The 15,131-nt window shown below is 54.2% G+C and carries 18 protein-coding genes, 1 tRNA gene and 2 rRNA genes; 10 read left to right on the top strand and 11 right to left on the bottom strand.

Annotated elements, in window-relative coordinates; all coding sequences use genetic code 11:
- Positions 1-83: 83 nt before the first annotated feature.
- From AC1QQ2_RS13090 to AC1QQ2_RS13080, 3 genes are all read left to right on the top strand, one after another.
- Entirely contained in the window at positions 84-494 is a 411-nt protein-coding gene (locus AC1QQ2_RS13090; RefSeq protein WP_479713465.1) for a helix-turn-helix domain-containing protein, read from the top strand.
- Positions 495-639: 145 nt separating this feature from the next.
- Positions 640-1,086, top strand: coding sequence for a MarR family winged helix-turn-helix transcriptional regulator (locus AC1QQ2_RS13085; RefSeq protein ID WP_479713464.1), 447 nt, complete (start codon positions 640-642; stop codon positions 1,084-1,086).
- On the top strand, positions 1,083-1,703 hold the full coding sequence (locus AC1QQ2_RS13080; RefSeq protein WP_479713463.1) for a cysteine hydrolase family protein: 621 nt from the start codon (positions 1,083-1,085) through the stop codon (positions 1,701-1,703). The genes AC1QQ2_RS13085 and AC1QQ2_RS13080 overlap by 4 nt, the downstream gene beginning before the upstream one ends.
- 221 nt (positions 1,704-1,924) lie before the next feature.
- Here AC1QQ2_RS13080 and AC1QQ2_RS13075 read toward each other — a convergent pair whose 3' ends face one another.
- From AC1QQ2_RS13075 to AC1QQ2_RS13065, 3 genes are all read right to left on the bottom strand, one after another.
- Positions 1,925-2,938, bottom strand: coding sequence for a quaternary amine ABC transporter ATP-binding protein (locus tag AC1QQ2_RS13075; RefSeq protein ID WP_479713462.1), 1,014 nt, complete (start codon positions 2,936-2,938; stop codon positions 1,925-1,927).
- Positions 2,931-3,821 carry an ABC transporter permease gene (locus AC1QQ2_RS13070; protein ID WP_479713461.1) on the bottom strand — a complete coding sequence of 297 codons (891 nt, stop codon included), beginning with the start codon at positions 3,819-3,821 and terminating at the stop codon, positions 2,931-2,933. Before AC1QQ2_RS13070 ends, AC1QQ2_RS13075 begins: the two co-directional genes overlap by 8 nt.
- 82 nt (positions 3,822-3,903) lie before the next feature.
- Complete coding sequence (locus AC1QQ2_RS13065) at positions 3,904-4,914, bottom strand: glycine betaine ABC transporter substrate-binding protein (protein ID WP_479713460.1); 1,011 nt, start codon at positions 4,912-4,914, stop codon at positions 3,904-3,906.
- Positions 4,915-5,314: 400 nt separating this feature from the next.
- Here AC1QQ2_RS13065 and AC1QQ2_RS13060 point away from each other — a divergent pair, with 400 nt between their 5' ends.
- On the top strand, positions 5,315-6,247 hold the full coding sequence (locus AC1QQ2_RS13060) for an MYG1 family protein (protein WP_479713459.1): 933 nt from the start codon (positions 5,315-5,317) through the stop codon (positions 6,245-6,247).
- Positions 6,248-6,253: 6 nt separating this feature from the next.
- Here the strand turns inward: AC1QQ2_RS13060 and AC1QQ2_RS13055 are convergent, their stop codons facing one another.
- Both AC1QQ2_RS13055 and AC1QQ2_RS13050 read right to left on the bottom strand, forming a co-directional pair.
- A complete protein-coding gene (locus AC1QQ2_RS13055; RefSeq protein ID WP_479713458.1) occupies positions 6,254-6,454 on the bottom strand; it encodes a hypothetical protein in 201 nt (66 codons plus the stop codon).
- A 339-nt stretch (positions 6,455-6,793) separates the two neighbouring features.
- On the bottom strand, positions 6,794-7,441 hold the full coding sequence (locus AC1QQ2_RS13050; protein ID WP_479713457.1) for a GntR family transcriptional regulator: 648 nt from the start codon (positions 7,439-7,441) through the stop codon (positions 6,794-6,796).
- Between the two features lie 123 nt (positions 7,442-7,564).
- Here AC1QQ2_RS13050 and AC1QQ2_RS13045 point away from each other — a divergent pair, with 123 nt between their 5' ends.
- From AC1QQ2_RS13045 to AC1QQ2_RS13025, 5 genes are all read left to right on the top strand, one after another.
- Positions 7,565-8,233 (top strand): GntR family transcriptional regulator, encoded by a 669-nt coding sequence (locus tag AC1QQ2_RS13045; protein ID WP_479713456.1) that lies wholly within the window; start codon positions 7,565-7,567, stop codon positions 8,231-8,233.
- A 10-nt stretch (positions 8,234-8,243) separates the two neighbouring features.
- Positions 8,244-8,678: a type II 3-dehydroquinate dehydratase gene (gene aroQ / locus AC1QQ2_RS13040; protein ID WP_479713455.1), complete on the top strand. Its 435-nt coding sequence runs from the start codon at positions 8,244-8,246 to the stop codon at positions 8,676-8,678.
- Positions 8,679-8,750: 72 nt separating this feature from the next.
- Positions 8,751-8,996 carry a Gfo/Idh/MocA family oxidoreductase gene (locus AC1QQ2_RS13035; RefSeq protein ID WP_479713454.1) on the top strand — a complete coding sequence of 82 codons (246 nt, stop codon included), beginning with the start codon at positions 8,751-8,753 and terminating at the stop codon, positions 8,994-8,996.
- Complete coding sequence (locus AC1QQ2_RS13030) at positions 8,974-9,225, top strand: Gfo/Idh/MocA family protein (RefSeq protein ID WP_479713453.1); 252 nt, start codon at positions 8,974-8,976, stop codon at positions 9,223-9,225. The genes AC1QQ2_RS13035 and AC1QQ2_RS13030 overlap by 23 nt, the downstream gene beginning before the upstream one ends.
- Positions 9,209-9,784, top strand: coding sequence for a Gfo/Idh/MocA family protein (locus AC1QQ2_RS13025; protein WP_479713452.1), 576 nt, complete (start codon positions 9,209-9,211; stop codon positions 9,782-9,784). The genes AC1QQ2_RS13030 and AC1QQ2_RS13025 overlap by 17 nt, the downstream gene beginning before the upstream one ends.
- 4 nt (positions 9,785-9,788) lie before the next feature.
- Here AC1QQ2_RS13025 and AC1QQ2_RS13020 read toward each other — a convergent pair whose 3' ends face one another.
- Genes AC1QQ2_RS13020 through AC1QQ2_RS13010 form a run of 3 tightly spaced genes read right to left on the bottom strand, consistent with a single transcriptional unit; the run spans position 9,789 to position 12,712 of the window.
- Positions 9,789-10,106: a beta-barrel domain-containing protein gene (locus AC1QQ2_RS13020; RefSeq protein WP_479713466.1), complete on the bottom strand. Its 318-nt coding sequence runs from the start codon at positions 10,104-10,106 to the stop codon at positions 9,789-9,791.
- Between the two features lie 9 nt (positions 10,107-10,115).
- On the bottom strand, positions 10,116-11,036 hold the full coding sequence (locus AC1QQ2_RS13015; protein WP_479713451.1) for a hypothetical protein: 921 nt from the start codon (positions 11,034-11,036) through the stop codon (positions 10,116-10,118).
- The gene (locus AC1QQ2_RS13010) at positions 11,033-12,712 is read right to left on the bottom strand and encodes a type I secretion system permease/ATPase (protein WP_479713450.1); all 1,680 of its coding nucleotides are present in this window, start codon (positions 12,710-12,712) and stop codon (positions 11,033-11,035) included. Before AC1QQ2_RS13010 ends, AC1QQ2_RS13015 begins: the two co-directional genes overlap by 4 nt.
- A 190-nt stretch (positions 12,713-12,902) precedes the next feature.
- Here AC1QQ2_RS13010 and AC1QQ2_RS13005 point away from each other — a divergent pair, with 190 nt between their 5' ends.
- Entirely contained in the window at positions 12,903-14,546 is a 1,644-nt protein-coding gene (locus tag AC1QQ2_RS13005) for an amidohydrolase (RefSeq protein ID WP_479713449.1), read from the top strand.
- 69 nt (positions 14,547-14,615) lie between these two features.
- Here the strand turns inward: AC1QQ2_RS13005 and AC1QQ2_RS13000 are convergent.
- The 3 genes from AC1QQ2_RS13000 to AC1QQ2_RS12990 form a co-directional block, all read right to left on the bottom strand.
- A tRNA-Met gene (locus AC1QQ2_RS13000) sits at positions 14,616-14,692 on the bottom strand.
- Between the two features lie 103 nt (positions 14,693-14,795).
- Positions 14,796-14,910: ribosomal RNA gene (gene rrf / locus AC1QQ2_RS12995) — 5S ribosomal RNA — on the bottom strand.
- A gap of 84 nt (positions 14,911-14,994) precedes the next feature.
- A 23S ribosomal RNA gene (locus AC1QQ2_RS12990) occupies positions 14,995-15,131 on the bottom strand; the annotation flags it as partial.

Genomic DNA, 15,131 nt, shown 5'->3' with positions numbered 1-15,131 from the left:
TGAAGCCATCATACAAATGGATCAGAGGCCATATATGCACTAACTATAAACTTGGACCGGTCAAATGAGGCTGCTCAGTCGCGATGGACGAATTGACAGTGTTACTGGCGGATGGGTTGCTTGCGAATGATGCATCGGCTCGTCGAACGACCCGGTCTTTGATCGACTTTAATGCCACCCGTCGCGCCAAAGAATACTTGGAAAGTAACCTCAGTGAGGCTGTCCAATCGGAGGAGCTAGAAAAAATCACTGGTTTGGACAGGTATGCGCTGTCGCGCCAGTTTCGGAGAGCCTATGGAACAAGTCCGTATCGGTATCTGACAATGCGCCGACTAGATCAGGCGCGTGGTGACATTGCAGCTGGTGTACCTCTGATCCAAGCGGCTCTGCGTGCAGGATTTTCTGATCAAGCGCACATGACGCGTCAATTCAAAGCAGGCTTTGGGATTTCACCGGGTCAGTGGCGACGATTGGTTCAAAAAAACAATAATTGATCAAAGCCGACCTTCGTTTGATCATCACAAAGGCCGCCGCATGACCGCTCTGTGCCTACGTTGTTCGATGCGATACGAAACATCCACGTTAGCCCCACTTGATTTTTGACATTGCACTTGTCAAAATGACATGCATAATGTCAATATGAAAGCAGAACAACTCCACCAACTGATTTGGATGTCACGCCCCTTGATGCAAGCTGCGGAAAGCTGCGTTGAAAATGGTTTGACTGGCACCAACCTTACCGTCCGTATGCGTGCCGTTCTCGAGATACTGCACAAGTACGGAGAACAGACCGTGCCGGAACTTGCGGCAAGGCTCGAGATCCAGCGGCAATACGTCCAAATCATGTGCAATGAAACGCTGGCATCGGGTTTCACTGAGCAACGTCCAAATCCCCGCCACAAGCGTTCGCCTATCCTGACGTTGACCAATCAGGGCAACGCGCTCATCGAAGATATCCTTTCTAAAGAGATGCAGATCATGCAGGAAATGAGCGAAGACCTCAGCACGGAAGATATTGCAACCGCACTTAAGGTTATACTTTCTGTGGTGGACGGTTTGAAAAAACGGACCGGAGAACGAAAATGACAGCAGGGTATATTATTGGTGCTGCGGTCCTTCTCCTCATACTTTGGCTCGGCGATGGCATAAGACGCATTGGCTCAGTCAGTGTCGGGGAACCCATAGGGCGACGTAGCGGATCAGCCCTCCTGCTGATTGATCTTCAATCCGTTTTCTGGGATCGCGGCCCCTATACAGACGCTTCAAAGCAATCTGCTGCCGACGTCATTCTTGAGGAGGTCGCATCGGCTCGGGCACAGAACCATCCTGTTATTGCGGTCCGTCAGGAATGGTCGATCCCTTCAACAAAATTCTTGGCGAAGCTCACGATGAAAGGCCAGGCGCTAGAAGGCAGTGAAGGGACAGAACTCGCGAGGCCATTCGTGTCGTGTCCTGAACATGTGATTGTAAAGCGTTTGCAGGATGCATTTGAAACAGGCGAGCTTGATGCTCTTTTAGAGCGTCTTAACGTCGGCTCGCTGCGTCTCGTTGGTCTGGATTTAAACTATTGTGTGCAAAAGACAGCGCTGGCCGCCAGAAACAGAGGCTATGACGTCACCGTCATTAAGCATGGAACTCTCGCAGTTGGACCTACGGAAGTTTCAGAGAAGCGGATGTCGTCGGCCGGTGTCGTCTTTTCCTGAGCGGGCATTAGTTCTTAGAAGGTGACCAGAAGGAACTGCCCGCTCTACTGACCCGCTCTGCAGAAGTGACCCCACAGTCCGCCCAACCCAGCGAATGGCCGCGAAGGGCTGGTTGCCATGTAGCGACAGATAGCACCCCCAGATTATCTGCTAATATAACAATATAATCTGGGGATTAGCGCTTTGTCGGACCGCTGATGGGACCCCTTGGGGCCACTGAATTAACCGTGCAGAGCCTCAATTGCGTCAGTCAGTGTGACAGCGCCGAGCAATTCGCCAGCCCTGTTCACAACGCCAACCGTTTGATCTGGTGCTTGCGCGAGAGGGGACAGCGCTTCGTCCAAAACCGTCGCGCCACGCAGCGTAGGGCCTTCAAACCTCTCAACAGGCTTTGCCAAGGCACGCAGTTGGATGACCTTTGCGCGGTTAATATCCTTGGTGAAGTCGGCGATGTAGTCGTCCGCAGGTTTGAGCACAATTTCCTGCGCGTCACCCTGCTGGATCATTGATCCGTCCCGAAGAATGGCAATGTTTTCACCAAGACGGAGTGCCTCATCCAGATCGTGAGTGATGAAGATGATCGTCTTGTGCAGTTCTTCCTGAAGTTCGAGAAGGATCGACTGCATGTCAAAACGGATCAGTGGGTCGAGCGCGCTGAAGGCTTCGTCCATCAGGAGGATTTCTGCGTCCGTCGCCAATGCTCGAGCCAGACCGACACGCTGTTGCATACCGCCCGATAGCTGCCCTGGGTAATGATCCTCGTAGCCAGTCAATCCAACCCGATCGATCCAGTGACGAGCACGTTTGGTCGCTTCGTCTTCGGGTACGCCTTGGATGTTCAGACCATAGGCTACGTTTTCCCCAATTCGACGGTGCGGCAAAAGCCCAAATTTCTGGAAAACCATCGACGTCTTTTTCCGACGCAGGTCCCGCAGTTGGGTGTCGGACATCGCCAAAACGTCTTCGCCGTCGATCAGGATTTCCCCGCCCGTGGGTTCGATCAATCGATTGATGTGTCGGATCAGGGTGGATTTCCCCGATCCCGAAAGCCCCATCACCACCTGAATTTGCTTTTCAGGGATTTCGAGCGACACGTTGTCGATCCCGAGAACGTGGTTATGCTGGTCCAGAAGGTCCGATTTGGACAATCCTTTTTGGACCAGCGGCAACATTTTTTCGGGCGATTTGCCGAAGATTTTGTAGAGATTTTTAATGCTGACTTTGGTCTCAGTCATTGCCGTGCCCCTGTCGATATGCCTGTAGACGTTTGCCGTAGCTCTGCGTGACGCGGTCAAAGATGATAGCCAATGCAACGATGGCGAGGCCGTTCATCAGGCCCAGCGCGAGGTATTGGTTCGAGATTGCGCGCAGCACAGGCACGCCGAGGCCTTTGACACCAATCATCGATGCGATCACGACCATCGACAGTGCCATCATGATGGTTTGGTTGATGCCAGCAAAGATGTTCGGCAGGGCCAGCGGGACTTGAACGCCCAGAAGTTTTTGCCGCGGTGACGCGCCGAACGCATCGGCCGCTTCGAGCACGTCTTTGTCCACCAAACGAATTCCGAGATTTGTCAGGCGAACGATTGGCGGAAGCGCGTAGATGCAGACGGCCAAAAGGCCGGGAACCTTGCCGATGCCCAAGAGCATCACGACAGGGATCAGATAAACGAATGACGGAATGGTCTGCATCACGTCGAGGATGGGCGTGATGATGCCTTGTGTGCGGTCAGATCGGGACATTAGGACGCCCAGCGGAATCCCAACTACGATGCACACCAGCGTCGCGACCGAGATGATCGCGAGCGTGGCCATCGTGTCTTCCCACATGTCGAAAATGCCGATCACAACAAAGGCCGCGACGGCTCCGATCGTCACCTTCCACGACCGTGAACCCAGCCACGACAGGCCACCGACGATCAACAGAATGATCGGCCACGGTGCCGCCAAGAGCAGCTTTTCCAGCCAAATTAGAAATTGCAGAAGCGGGTCGAAAAAGTTTTCGAGTGCTTCGCCATACGCGCGAGAGAACGTTTTGAACGTCTCATCAACAGCCTGTTTCATGCCGCTCAATGTGCGGCGGCCAAGTGCGGGAAATTCCAGCAAGAATTCCATTCTGTGTCCTTAGTCCCAAATTATACCCATGAATGGGAAACGGGGGGCACAGGCCCCCCGCATGTTTTCGTCAAGTCAGCAATTAGAGTTCGGACTTGATGCCTTCAGCAGCTTCGGCGCTGACCCAACCGCTCCACAGGTCTTCGTATTCTTCGAAGAAGTGGTAAGCAGCATCTTCGCCAGTGGCCTGATTTTCGGTCATGTAAACGAGCATGGCGTTCATGACCTCACCCGGGAACACCCGTGTGCCGAGGTAATCAACAGCCAAGCCGCCCTCTTTCATCAGGCGATCGGTGATGACCGAGTGCACTTCGGACTCGGTGTAGGACGTCGGCTGCGGATCGAGGCACTCCTGTTCGGGCTTCACGATACAGCCGTCCCAGTTTTCAGAACCACCCCACGGGGTTTCCCAGTCCAGAATCTGAAGCTGGTATTTGCCGATCACCGCAGTCGGCGCCCAGTAGTAACCAAACCAATATTCGCCGCGCTCAACCGCTTTGGCGATAGACCCATCGAGGCCCGCTGCGGAACCCGGATCAACCAACGTCCAGCCTTTTTCTTCCATGTCAAAGGCACGGAACAGGCTGGCGTTCGACAGCTGGCAACCCCAACCCGCAGGGCAACCCATGAACGCACCGAGCGATTCATCTTCGGCGTAAGGGAAGAACTCTGGGTGTTCGAGGAGTTGCTCGACAGTAGTAATTTCAGGGTGATCAGCTGCGAATTTAGGATCGACCCACCAACCTTCGCCGAGCCCATCAATTGGGCCGCCATTGACGGAATGCAGACGCCCTTCTGCCATTGCAGCGGCCAGCGGATCCCGAACAGCATTGATCCAGAGTTCGCCAGCTACGTCAGGCTGACCCTTTTCATTCATAGATGCAAAAGTAGTCGTTGTTGCACCCGGGATAAGCTCGACATCGCAGCCGTAGCCCGCTTCGAGAACGATTTTATCGACGTTTGCCATGAACTCGGCCGAAGCCCAGTCCATTTCGGCCATAGTCAGCGAGCCACATTCTTCGGCCATTGCTGCATTTGCAAAGCCCGCGGTGAGTCCGATGGCAGCGATTGTGCTAAGTGTCTTGAATTTCAACGGTCCAGTCTCCCTGGTCATATTTCATTTTGAAGGGTCGCCGTTACGGCCCCTCTTGAGACGAAGTCGAAATGCTGCAGATGCAAAAATACGACCACGCATGTCGCAAACAGAACATACGCTGGACCGTATGTAAACTGGCATTCCCAAATGAACTTGCTAAGCCAACACTAGAGGGAGCGTGCTACCCAAATGCCCTCGAGCAGAATTGCCCCTTACTATAGCGATATTGGCAGGACAGAGGCTGCACCTTCTGCAGCTAAATCCCCTCGATTGACCGACAGTTCATCGGCGTTTGGCTCGGGTGTTTTTTGCTTCGAAGGCCGTCGCAGAAAATAGACCATGGAAGTGATGTCGTTTTTCGGTGTATCCGAGGGTTCCTTTGCAAGGGCGCTTATCCATGACCATCACCCACCTCGTTACGCACTCTGGCGGCTTTCATGCCGACGAGCTTCTGTCGTCTGTCATCCTGACCCGCTTGTACCCACAAGCCGAACTGGTGCGGAGCCGTGATGAAACGTGGATCACCCCTGCCCCGTCGAAAATCATTTATGACGTGGGCCGCGACTATGACGCTGTCGCGCAGATTTTTGACCACCATCAGCGCCCGAACCCATTGCGCGAGGACGGCCAGCCTTACAGCTCATTCGGTCTGATTTGGGCACAGTATGGGCGCGACTACCTCGCGGCAATAGATGTTCCCGACACGATGATCGAAGACGTGTTCGCCAGCTTTGATAAGAATTTCGTCCTGCCCATCGACCTTTTGGACAACGGTGCCGTCGCGCCTTCGGTTGCGGGGCCGCTCTCTGGTCTTACGCTCCCTGTGCTCCTCGAAAGCCTGAAGCCCGTATTCGACGACCGTTCCCCAACAGCAGATGATGACGCATTCCGCTCGGCCCTTCCCATCGCGCGAGCCTTTGTCGAAGCTCGCATCCAGAACGTCGTCGCAAAATACCGAGCCGAAGCGATGGTCCGTGACGCGATAGAAAAAGCGGGGACTTCAAAGGTGCTCGAACTGCCAATGGGCATGCCATATCGATCAGCCGTCGAGAAAGCCGGCGCGGATCACTTGCTCTTTGTGATCCATCCACGCGATGACGATTGGGCGATTAACGGGATCAAACTGTCTGGTGACACCTTTGACCAACGCGCCGATCTGCCGGCGGCATGGGCTGGATTGACGGATGAAGCGCTCGAACTAGCGTCCGGTGTCACTGGCGCAAAGTTCTGCCACAACGCGCGCTTCATCGCCGTAGCCAACAGTTATGAGGCCATTCAGAAAATGGCCGCCATAGCGGTGGCAGAGGCCGAAAAGACAATCGGCCTCTAATCCGCCTCACACTTTGGGGATGTGAATATCGCGGGCGAGCCGTTTCAACGCGGCAGTCCGATACGGTGCATTTGGTGCGCCAGAACCCACATAGTGACCTGTGCGTTGGATGATTCCAAAGAAGAAACCATTGCCGTAGCACCAGCTATAGAGCTGATAGTAAGCCCCTTTTTCGTCCTCGTCATACAGGATGTTAGCTGTCTTCAAGCGAGATATCTCTCCTGCGCTTATGGACCCACGTGCATTCTGATCGGCGAAATAGTTTTCAAAGATCGGAAGTGCCAGCGACAGCGCGCTGGTTGGCGACGGACATAACAGCCGAAAGACGCATCTGAACTTTGTCTTATGCGAGAGTAAGGGGCATAATATCTCCTCCGTTTATATGCCAGTGCTTCTATGTAGGCAAATGAAGCATCGGGAGGATGCTGACAAATAAAAAATCTAAATCAACAGGCGATATTCACTTTGTATGTAAATTCGGTATAAAACTTACCTCGACAAAATAATCGATTATAACACCTCAAACGCCGCACTGAGACCATCGACTTATTTTGCGAAAATTTGGAGACTATGCACCACACCGCCGTTGATATGAGCACGCAAGACGGACTCTGCCGTGTCGGCATCTCTATTCAGCGCGGCATCAAGCAGGGCCTTATGTTCAGCACTCGCGACATCGCCACGGAATGTCAAAAGGCGCATTTGGTAGCGGAGGTATTTGTCAAAAACGATGCCGTGGACTTGCAACAGTTCGGTCGAACCACAGGCAGAAATCAGCGCCTGATGAAACTCCCAGTCGTATTGCTTCCATGCTTCCCGTGCGCTGTCATCACCTGACTGCATACGCTTTTCCATCTGGGACAGCTTGTAATGCGCCGAAATAACATGCGCCTCCCAATCCGTTGTCCCTTCCGCCAGTGACTGCCGAAGAGCGTAGCACTCCAATAGAATGCGAAGGTCCGCGATTTCCTTGAGGCCTTCCTTGGAGATGGGCGCCACAATGTGACCGCGCTTTCCTTCGGCCACAACAAAGCCTTCAGAGACAAGACGGTTCAGGATCTCGCGTAGCGTCGGGATCGACGCGCCATAGGTTGCCTTGAGGTGAGAAAGCCGAATTTTCGAATTAGCATCCAAGCGACCAAAAACGATGTCGTGACGCATTACGCGGTAAATATCGTCCCCAAGTTTGCTCATGATAATCCCTAACTCCACGCCTTTCCTCAGACGAGCGGAGGATAGACAGGTAATTGGGAAGTGCAACAGACTTGACCCAAATCGATTATATGGCAATGATCAGGTCTAAATAAAGGCAAGAAAATGCTCCACGATACGCTTCAAGACCCGTCCAAACTAACCCGTGCAAGCCGCGTCTCGAACGAGATTCGCGACGCTATTATTGCGGGCAAAATGAGGCCCCGCGCGAAGGTGAACCTTGATCACCTTCGCGAAGAATACGGTGTATCTCTGTCACCGATCCGAGAAGCGATTTCCAGATTAGTTTCCGATCGGCTCGTTGAATTTGAAGACAAAAAGGGGTTCAGGATCGTCCCTCTTGGCATGGCTAACCTGCTGGAGATCACCCGTCTACGTGCGGACCTCGAAGCTCTCGCTCTTAAACACGCGATAGCGATAGGAACGCTTGAGTGGGAAAGCAAAATTCCAGCTGCGATCCACCACATGAATAATTCCACGGGGACCAATCAGACCGACGCACACGACCTGTTCCACGCAAGTCTGATTCGTGGATGTGCGATGCCGATGCTACGTGATTTGTGCGTCATGCTTGGCAATCTCCACAAACGATACGCCAATATCCTGAACTATGATGGAGCGGGACGGGACATGGCTGGCGAACACGCCGCGATTGCTGACGCGGCTCTCGCCCGAGATGCGGAACTCGGCCCAACCCTGCTCGCCCGACATATCGAACGCACGGGCAATGACCTAAGCGCTCTATTCGAAAAACGCGCCAAAGATTTCAAGTGAGGAGAACACCATGTCCAAAACCGTCTACATTCTGAACGGTCCGAACCTAAACCTATTGGGCAAACGGCAGCCGGAAATTTACGGTCGCGACACCTTGGACGATGTCGAAGCAAACTGTTCTGCCGTGGCGACCGCTGCTGGCTTTGCCGTGAAGCTACTGCAATCTAACTACGAAGGTCAGATCGTCGACTGGATCCACGAAGCCCGCGAACAAGCGGCAGCGATCATCATCAACCCAGGTGCGCTGACCCACTACTCCATCGCGGTTCTCGACGCGCTGAACACGTTCGAAGGTCCCGTCATCGAAGTCCACATTAGCCAAGTGCACAAACGCGAGCCCTTCCGCCACCATTCGTATGTCAGCATGCGCGCTGACGCTGTGATGGCTGGTTTTGGGATCAACGGCTACACACTTGCAACCAGCCATGTTGCAACACTGATCTAAAACAAAAAACGCGGCGCTAGAGGTAATCCAGCGCCGCGTTGTCATTGTAATTTGAGTAAATTAAAGGCCGCCATGACCAAAAGAATTGCGGTCGCTGGCGCAGGTTTGATCGGACGTCGCCATGCGGAAGCAGTGCAACTGTCCCCCGCTGCCACACTCTGCGCAATTGTGGACCCAACAGACGAAGGCAAAGCATTCGCCAGTAGCTTGGGCGTCAGGCGGCATCCCGACCTTGCGGCTCTTTTTGCAGCGGGCGAGGTTGATGGAGTTATGCGAGCCGTTCCGAACACCATTCATGGCGTCACTGCAATGCGTTGAGGCGGGCATTCCCGCTATTGTCGAAAAGCCCTTCACAACGGATTTAATTGAAGGACGCAGGGTGCTTGCCGCGGCCAAAGCCGCGGGCCTTCCGCTTTTGACAGGCCATCATCGGCGCTATAACCCGTTGATACGAAAGGCTGTTGAAATCGTTCGAAGTGGCAAACTTGGTCACATCACCACCGTTCAAGCGCAAACGTGGTTCCTCAAACGTGATCAATATTTTTAACGTCGATTGGCGCCGCAAGGCGGGCGCTGGCCCGGTTTACCTGAACCTGATCCACGACATTGATCTGCTTCACGCCCTGTGCGGACCAATTACCTCTGTCCATGCGATGGAATCCAATGCGGTTCGTAGGAACGAGGTCGAAGAAACCGCTGTCGTTCTGCTGAAATTTGAAAGTGGCGTCTTGGGCACTGTCAACGTGAGCGACGCGGCATCGGCACCGTGGAGTTGGGAACTCACCGCACGAGAGAATGCGCATTATCCCGCGACTAGTGAAAACTGCTATTGGCTCGGCGGAACCGAAGGGTCGCTTGCCCTTCCGAACCTCGCTGTTTGGACGCACGACGGGCCGAACGGCTGGTGGTCCCCCATTTCGGCGTCGAAACCGATCTTCGAATTTGACGACCCATTGGTTCTACAAATTTCCCATTTTGCTGAGGTTATCGCAGGCACCGCAGAACCCGTGGTTAGCGGCGCCGACGGTCTGGCGGCTGTTGAAGTGATCACGGCTATCAAAAGGTCCACCGCGACGGGGAAAACAGCCGAAATCGCGAACCTTTAGAAGGCTATCGTTCTCGCACAGCGAGCGCCCAATAGTCGGCAATTGGTTTAACCAAATAGGACACCAAAGTGCGGGGCCCAGTCGACAGAAACACTTGGGCTGGCACTCCTGCAGGAAGCGGGAACAAGTCGTCGTCTATCGCCACCTCCAAGCGGTAGGTCGCCCTTCCGGTCATTTGGTCGGTGATGGTATCAGGAGAGACTAAGCGAACTACGCCACTGACATCTGGCGTGGCGACTGCATCAACTGTCGGAAACCGAATTCGTACCGATTGGCCCAATTGAACGCTATCAATTTGGGTTGGATCAACCTCCGCGGCGATTATGCGCGGTTAGCCCATTGGAGAAATCGTCGCGATCTCCGCACCTGATGGAATTACTCCGCCGATTGTTTTGATTTGTAGGGCAGTGACAATACCGTCGATGGGCGCCCGAACAACGAGGCGATCCACGAGCGCCTCGATCAACGCTAAGCGCTCTTGTAGTTCCTCAACCCGCGACAAGGTCGTCGCTAATTCAGCCCGTGCTGCATCTCTGGTCGCGGCTTCCAAACGAAGCCCTTCGGCAACATAGCCGTCGGCGGCACCTCGCGCTTCGGTTATCGCTATTTCGATTTCGGCAATTTGCGCTTCGAGCCGCGCCTCTTCACGTTGCAAAGCGGAGACCCGATTGGCTTGTGTCAGCCCAACATTCAGCGAGGCGGCCTGAGCAACAAGTTCATCCTGAACGAGCGCGATCTGAGTACGCACCGCCGTCAACTGCCTCTCCCGCCCCGCCGCAATTGCATTTGCTTTCGCTTGCTGTTGCGCGAGCTGCAAGTGTGCCTGCGCTTGAGCCGCTCGCCCCGCCGCAAAAATTGCGTCTTGGCCGGCATCGACTGGAAGACCGTCAAAATCAACTGCAGCCGCCCCCACTGCCTCTGCCTGCAACCGTGCCGCTTGGGCCAGCAATGTCGCCAATTGCGCCTGAATGACAGAACGTTGGGCGACTAGTTCAATGCCATCGAGTGTCACAATCGGATCGCCCGCGCGCACTTCCAATCCATCCTGCACATGGATTTGAGAGACCACACCCCCATCAGGATGCTGCACGACCTGTCGCCCAAGGGAATACTCCACATGGCCAGATGCAATCACTGCGCCGTCGATTTTGACAGAAACTGCCCAGACTAAAAAGCCAACTAGCCCAACCAGGATGACCTGAATGCCGCGTTTCATCGACCTGTCAAAAGAGAAATCAGCAGTCAAAGTCATGCGGGAATACCCTGCGGCTGGACGAATTTCTGAAGCACCGCATCACGTGGCCCAAAGGCGCGCATTTGACCGTCGCGCAAAATCATCACCTTATTACATTCCACCAAGGCAGAGGGGCGATGCGCCATGACGACCACAACCTTTCCCGCGTCCCGCGCATTCGAAATTGCATCGTTCAAAGCCTGAACCCCAACATCGTCCAGATGTGCGTTCGGTTCATCCAAAACTAGCGCAACTGGATCACCAAAGAGCGCACGAGCGAGACCAATCCGCTGTTTCTGTCCTCCAGAGAGTTCAGTCGCGCCGCGGTCGACGACCGTGTCATAGCCATCGGGCAGCCCAAGGATCACATCGTGCGCCGACGCTGCCTTGGCCGCTGCTATGATCGCTTGTGGGTCGGCATCTGGCGTAAATCGTGCGATGTTCTGTGAGATGGTGCCGTTGAAAAGTGCGACGTCTTGGGGAAGGTAACCGAAATAGCTCCCCAATTGGTTGGGTTCGTACTGGCTCAAGGCAGCACCTCCCAGTCGAACATCACCGATTGCTATAGGCAATATCCCCACGATGGCCTTGGCAAAGGTTGATTTCCCTGCGGCTGATGGGCCAATCACTGCGATCGCATCTCCAGCGTTGGCCTTAAACGATATGCCTTGGAGCGTTGGCCGTTTCTGGCGTCCTACGACAACCGCCAGATTGGTCACTTCAAGCTGTGCTGCTGGGCGAGGCAAGGGCAGTCTCATTGTGCGCTGCGTGGTCATCGACAACGTCTGATCCAAAGTTTTCCATGCCGAAATAGCGCGCTGCAAATGGGGCCAATGAGAGACAACCTGTTCTACAGGCGAAAGAGCTCGACCAAGCAGGATAGAACCCGCAACCATCACCCCGCCTGAAATATGGCCCTGAATGACCAGAAGGGCCCCGAGGCCAAGCATACCAGACTGCATCATCATGCGCGCTGAACGACTGAGCGAGGTGACCACACCGCCAGCGTCCGAAACCTTCAGCGAGGCACCAAGCGCCCGCATCCGTAAATCCTGCCAAATATCGCCCAACACTGACGCCATCCCCAACCCACGAACGGTCTCATTATGCGCGCTAATTGCGAAGGCATGAGCGTCAGCGCGCGACGTCTCAGCAACATCTCGAGATTGGGGGGAGGCAGTCAGGCTGTGCTTCACCAGCGCAAAAGCGAACACAACGCCAACCCCAAATATAGCGAAGCCGCCCATCACAGGGTGGAACACGAACAAGACGCCGATAAAGATCGGCACCCAAGGCAGATCAAAAATTGCACCCGTTCCGGCTGAGGCCAGTGCCGCACGGACGACCGTCACAGAACGGAGCTCTTCGCTCGGTTGGTTCTGCATCAACACCGCATCGTAAACACGGCGATCCAAAGAAGCCTGAAATTTCGCCCCAATGCGGGTGAGCACGCGACCACGATAGATATCCAGCAGCCCCATCAGCACATAGCAATACACGACAATTGCAAACAAAACGCCCAAGGTCGCCGTCGATCGACTGATCAATACTCGGTCATAGACCTGAAGCATGAACAGCGGGCCCGTGAGCATCAAGAGATTGATGACCGCACTAAAAAGCGCAACGACGGCAAATGCGCGCCAAGAAAGGTAGAGCAGGTTTAGAAGGTTATTGGGGGATTTCGAAACGTGCATAGAGCACCCCGCGATTGGACTGGCTTGCTTGGCCCAATCAAATATCGATTTGGTTCAAATCTGATTAATTACGATGCCGAAAAGTAGGGCGCCCAATTCACTTCGCTCTAGCCGTATTGACAGCAAACCACGTCTCACTGAGTGTTTGACCGACCCCTTAGTGACAGGTTTCCAAATGCCCACTGCAGATTTGATTATCGAAAACGCATCCATTCTCACAATGGATCCAGAAAATCCCCGAGCAGAGGCATTGGCCGTTCAAGGCAATCGTATCATCGCCGTCGGCAACGCCACGTCGATTGAGCCATTGGCGGACCACACGACCAAGCGGATCGACGCACAAGGTTGCACTGTTCTGCCTGGACTGGTCGAGGCACACATGCACTTGTTTTGGGGAGGATACGGCTTGAAACTCCTCCAACTGACGGGCGTTAAGGGGCTGGATCAGCTAGCCCCTCGGCTGCGAGCCTATGCAGATGCTAACCCGACCGAAGGCCTACTTATCTGCAAAGCCGCGGACTACAACCTGTTCGGTGACGGGAAACATACTACGCGACAGGATTTGGACGCGGCTCTCTCCGACCGACCCGTTATTCTACTGTCCAGCGATCATCATACGGCTTGGGCAAACACGATCGCATTGGAAAAAGCTGGGATCCTATATGGCGCCAAAATGCCCGTAGGGTGTGAAGTCGTAATGGCCGACGATGGCACCGCAAGCGGCGAGTTGCGAGAACAATTCGCATATGCACCCGTCCTAGCCTTGCGAACCTCTGGCGGACGCGAGGATTTGGGCTTCGCGGGCTTAGAACCCTCCACACCGCCGACTGCGGAAGAAAGAGAGGAAGACCTCGACACCCTACGCAAAGGCCTCGAATACTGCGCCTCGTTTGGCTTTACCTCGCTCCACAATATGGACGGGAACTTCTATCAATTAGAATTGCTAAGGGAATTGGAGAGGCGCGGCGAACTCATCTGCCGCACCGAAGTCCCATTTCACCTCACCCCTGAAAAACCGGTTTCATCGATTAGCGACGCGCTCGAGATGCGCGAACGATATTCCACGGACCGCCTCCGTTCGGGACGCATCAAAATGTTTATGGATGGCGTGATAGATAGTGGCACCGCCTTCATGTTCGAACCCTTCACCGACGGTAGCACATGCGAACCCCTGCACACTGCTGAGAGGTTTAACAAAATCTGTATCGAGGCGGACAAACACGGACTGCAAATTTCCGTGCACTCCATAGGTGATGCAGCCGTCAGGCGAACGTTAGAAGGGTATGAAGCAGCTCGAAAAACCAACGGCCCTCGCGATAGTCGCCACCGTGTAGAGCATATCGAAGTGATGCATCCTGACGACCTTCACCGTTTTGCCGAACTTAGCGTGATCGCATCCGTCCAACCTTCACATCCTCCCCTGGCGATGGACTTTCCGCGCGACCCGTGGGCAGCAATGGTCGGTGAAGATCGCTTGAAACATGCCTTCCCAGACAAGGCCCTGCGTGAAGCGAACGTACCGATCGCCTTCTCCTCAGATTGGCCAATCACCGATATTAACCCTATGCGCAGCGTAAAAGCGGCCATGACGCGCCCAAAGCTGTCAGATGATTGCCCCGACAATACCTGCACGCTCCACGAAGCCTTGCATGCCTATACTTCAGGAGGCGCGTATGCTGGTTTTGATGAGGATCGACTGGGGATGCTGAAGGCTGGCATGCTTGCAGATCTCGTGATTATGGACAGCAATCTTGAAGATTTACCAATCGACGTGCTCGATCAAGCCAAAGCACGAACCACGATTGTTGACGGCCAGATTGTTTGGGGCGTTTAGGCTATTGCCAAACGCCGACAGCCCCGCTTGCGGGGTTACTAGGCACTGAATGTATTGAGGAATTTGTATTGGTTGCGGGGGTAGGATTTGAACCTACGACCTTCAGGTTATGAGCCTGACGAGCTACCGGGCTGCTCCACCCCGCGCCGGTTGTGACTTGAGTGTCACTGGTGCGATTATCCAGCTATTGCGTATTTGTTTTGCTTTGCTGGAAGATATCGAAAGAGAGAAAGTATTGGTTCTTATTAGGTCTGGCGGTGACTTACTCTCCCACGTCTTAAGACGCAGTACCATCAGCGCAACGGCACTTAACGGCCGGGTTCGGAATGGATCCGGGTGTTTTGCTCGTGCTATAGCCACCAGACCGAATAAGAACCAATTTTTCCAAGTCGAGTACGACTGATTGTGTGTGTATGCTCTTGAAGTTCCAGCGTTGTTTTTACTGGATCAAATCAAGCCTATCGGACGATTAGTACCGGTCAACTGAATGCATTGCTGCACTTACATCTCCGGCCTATTGACGTGGTGGTCTACCACGGTCCTCAGGGATACCTTGTTTTGAGGGGGGCTTCCCGCTTAGATGCC

The organism is Aestuarium sp., assembly GCF_023253315.1.
Taxonomy (GTDB): domain Bacteria; phylum Pseudomonadota; class Alphaproteobacteria; order Rhodobacterales; family Rhodobacteraceae; genus Marivivens; species Marivivens donghaensis.
This window is presented reverse-complemented; position numbering and strand designations above follow the sequence as displayed.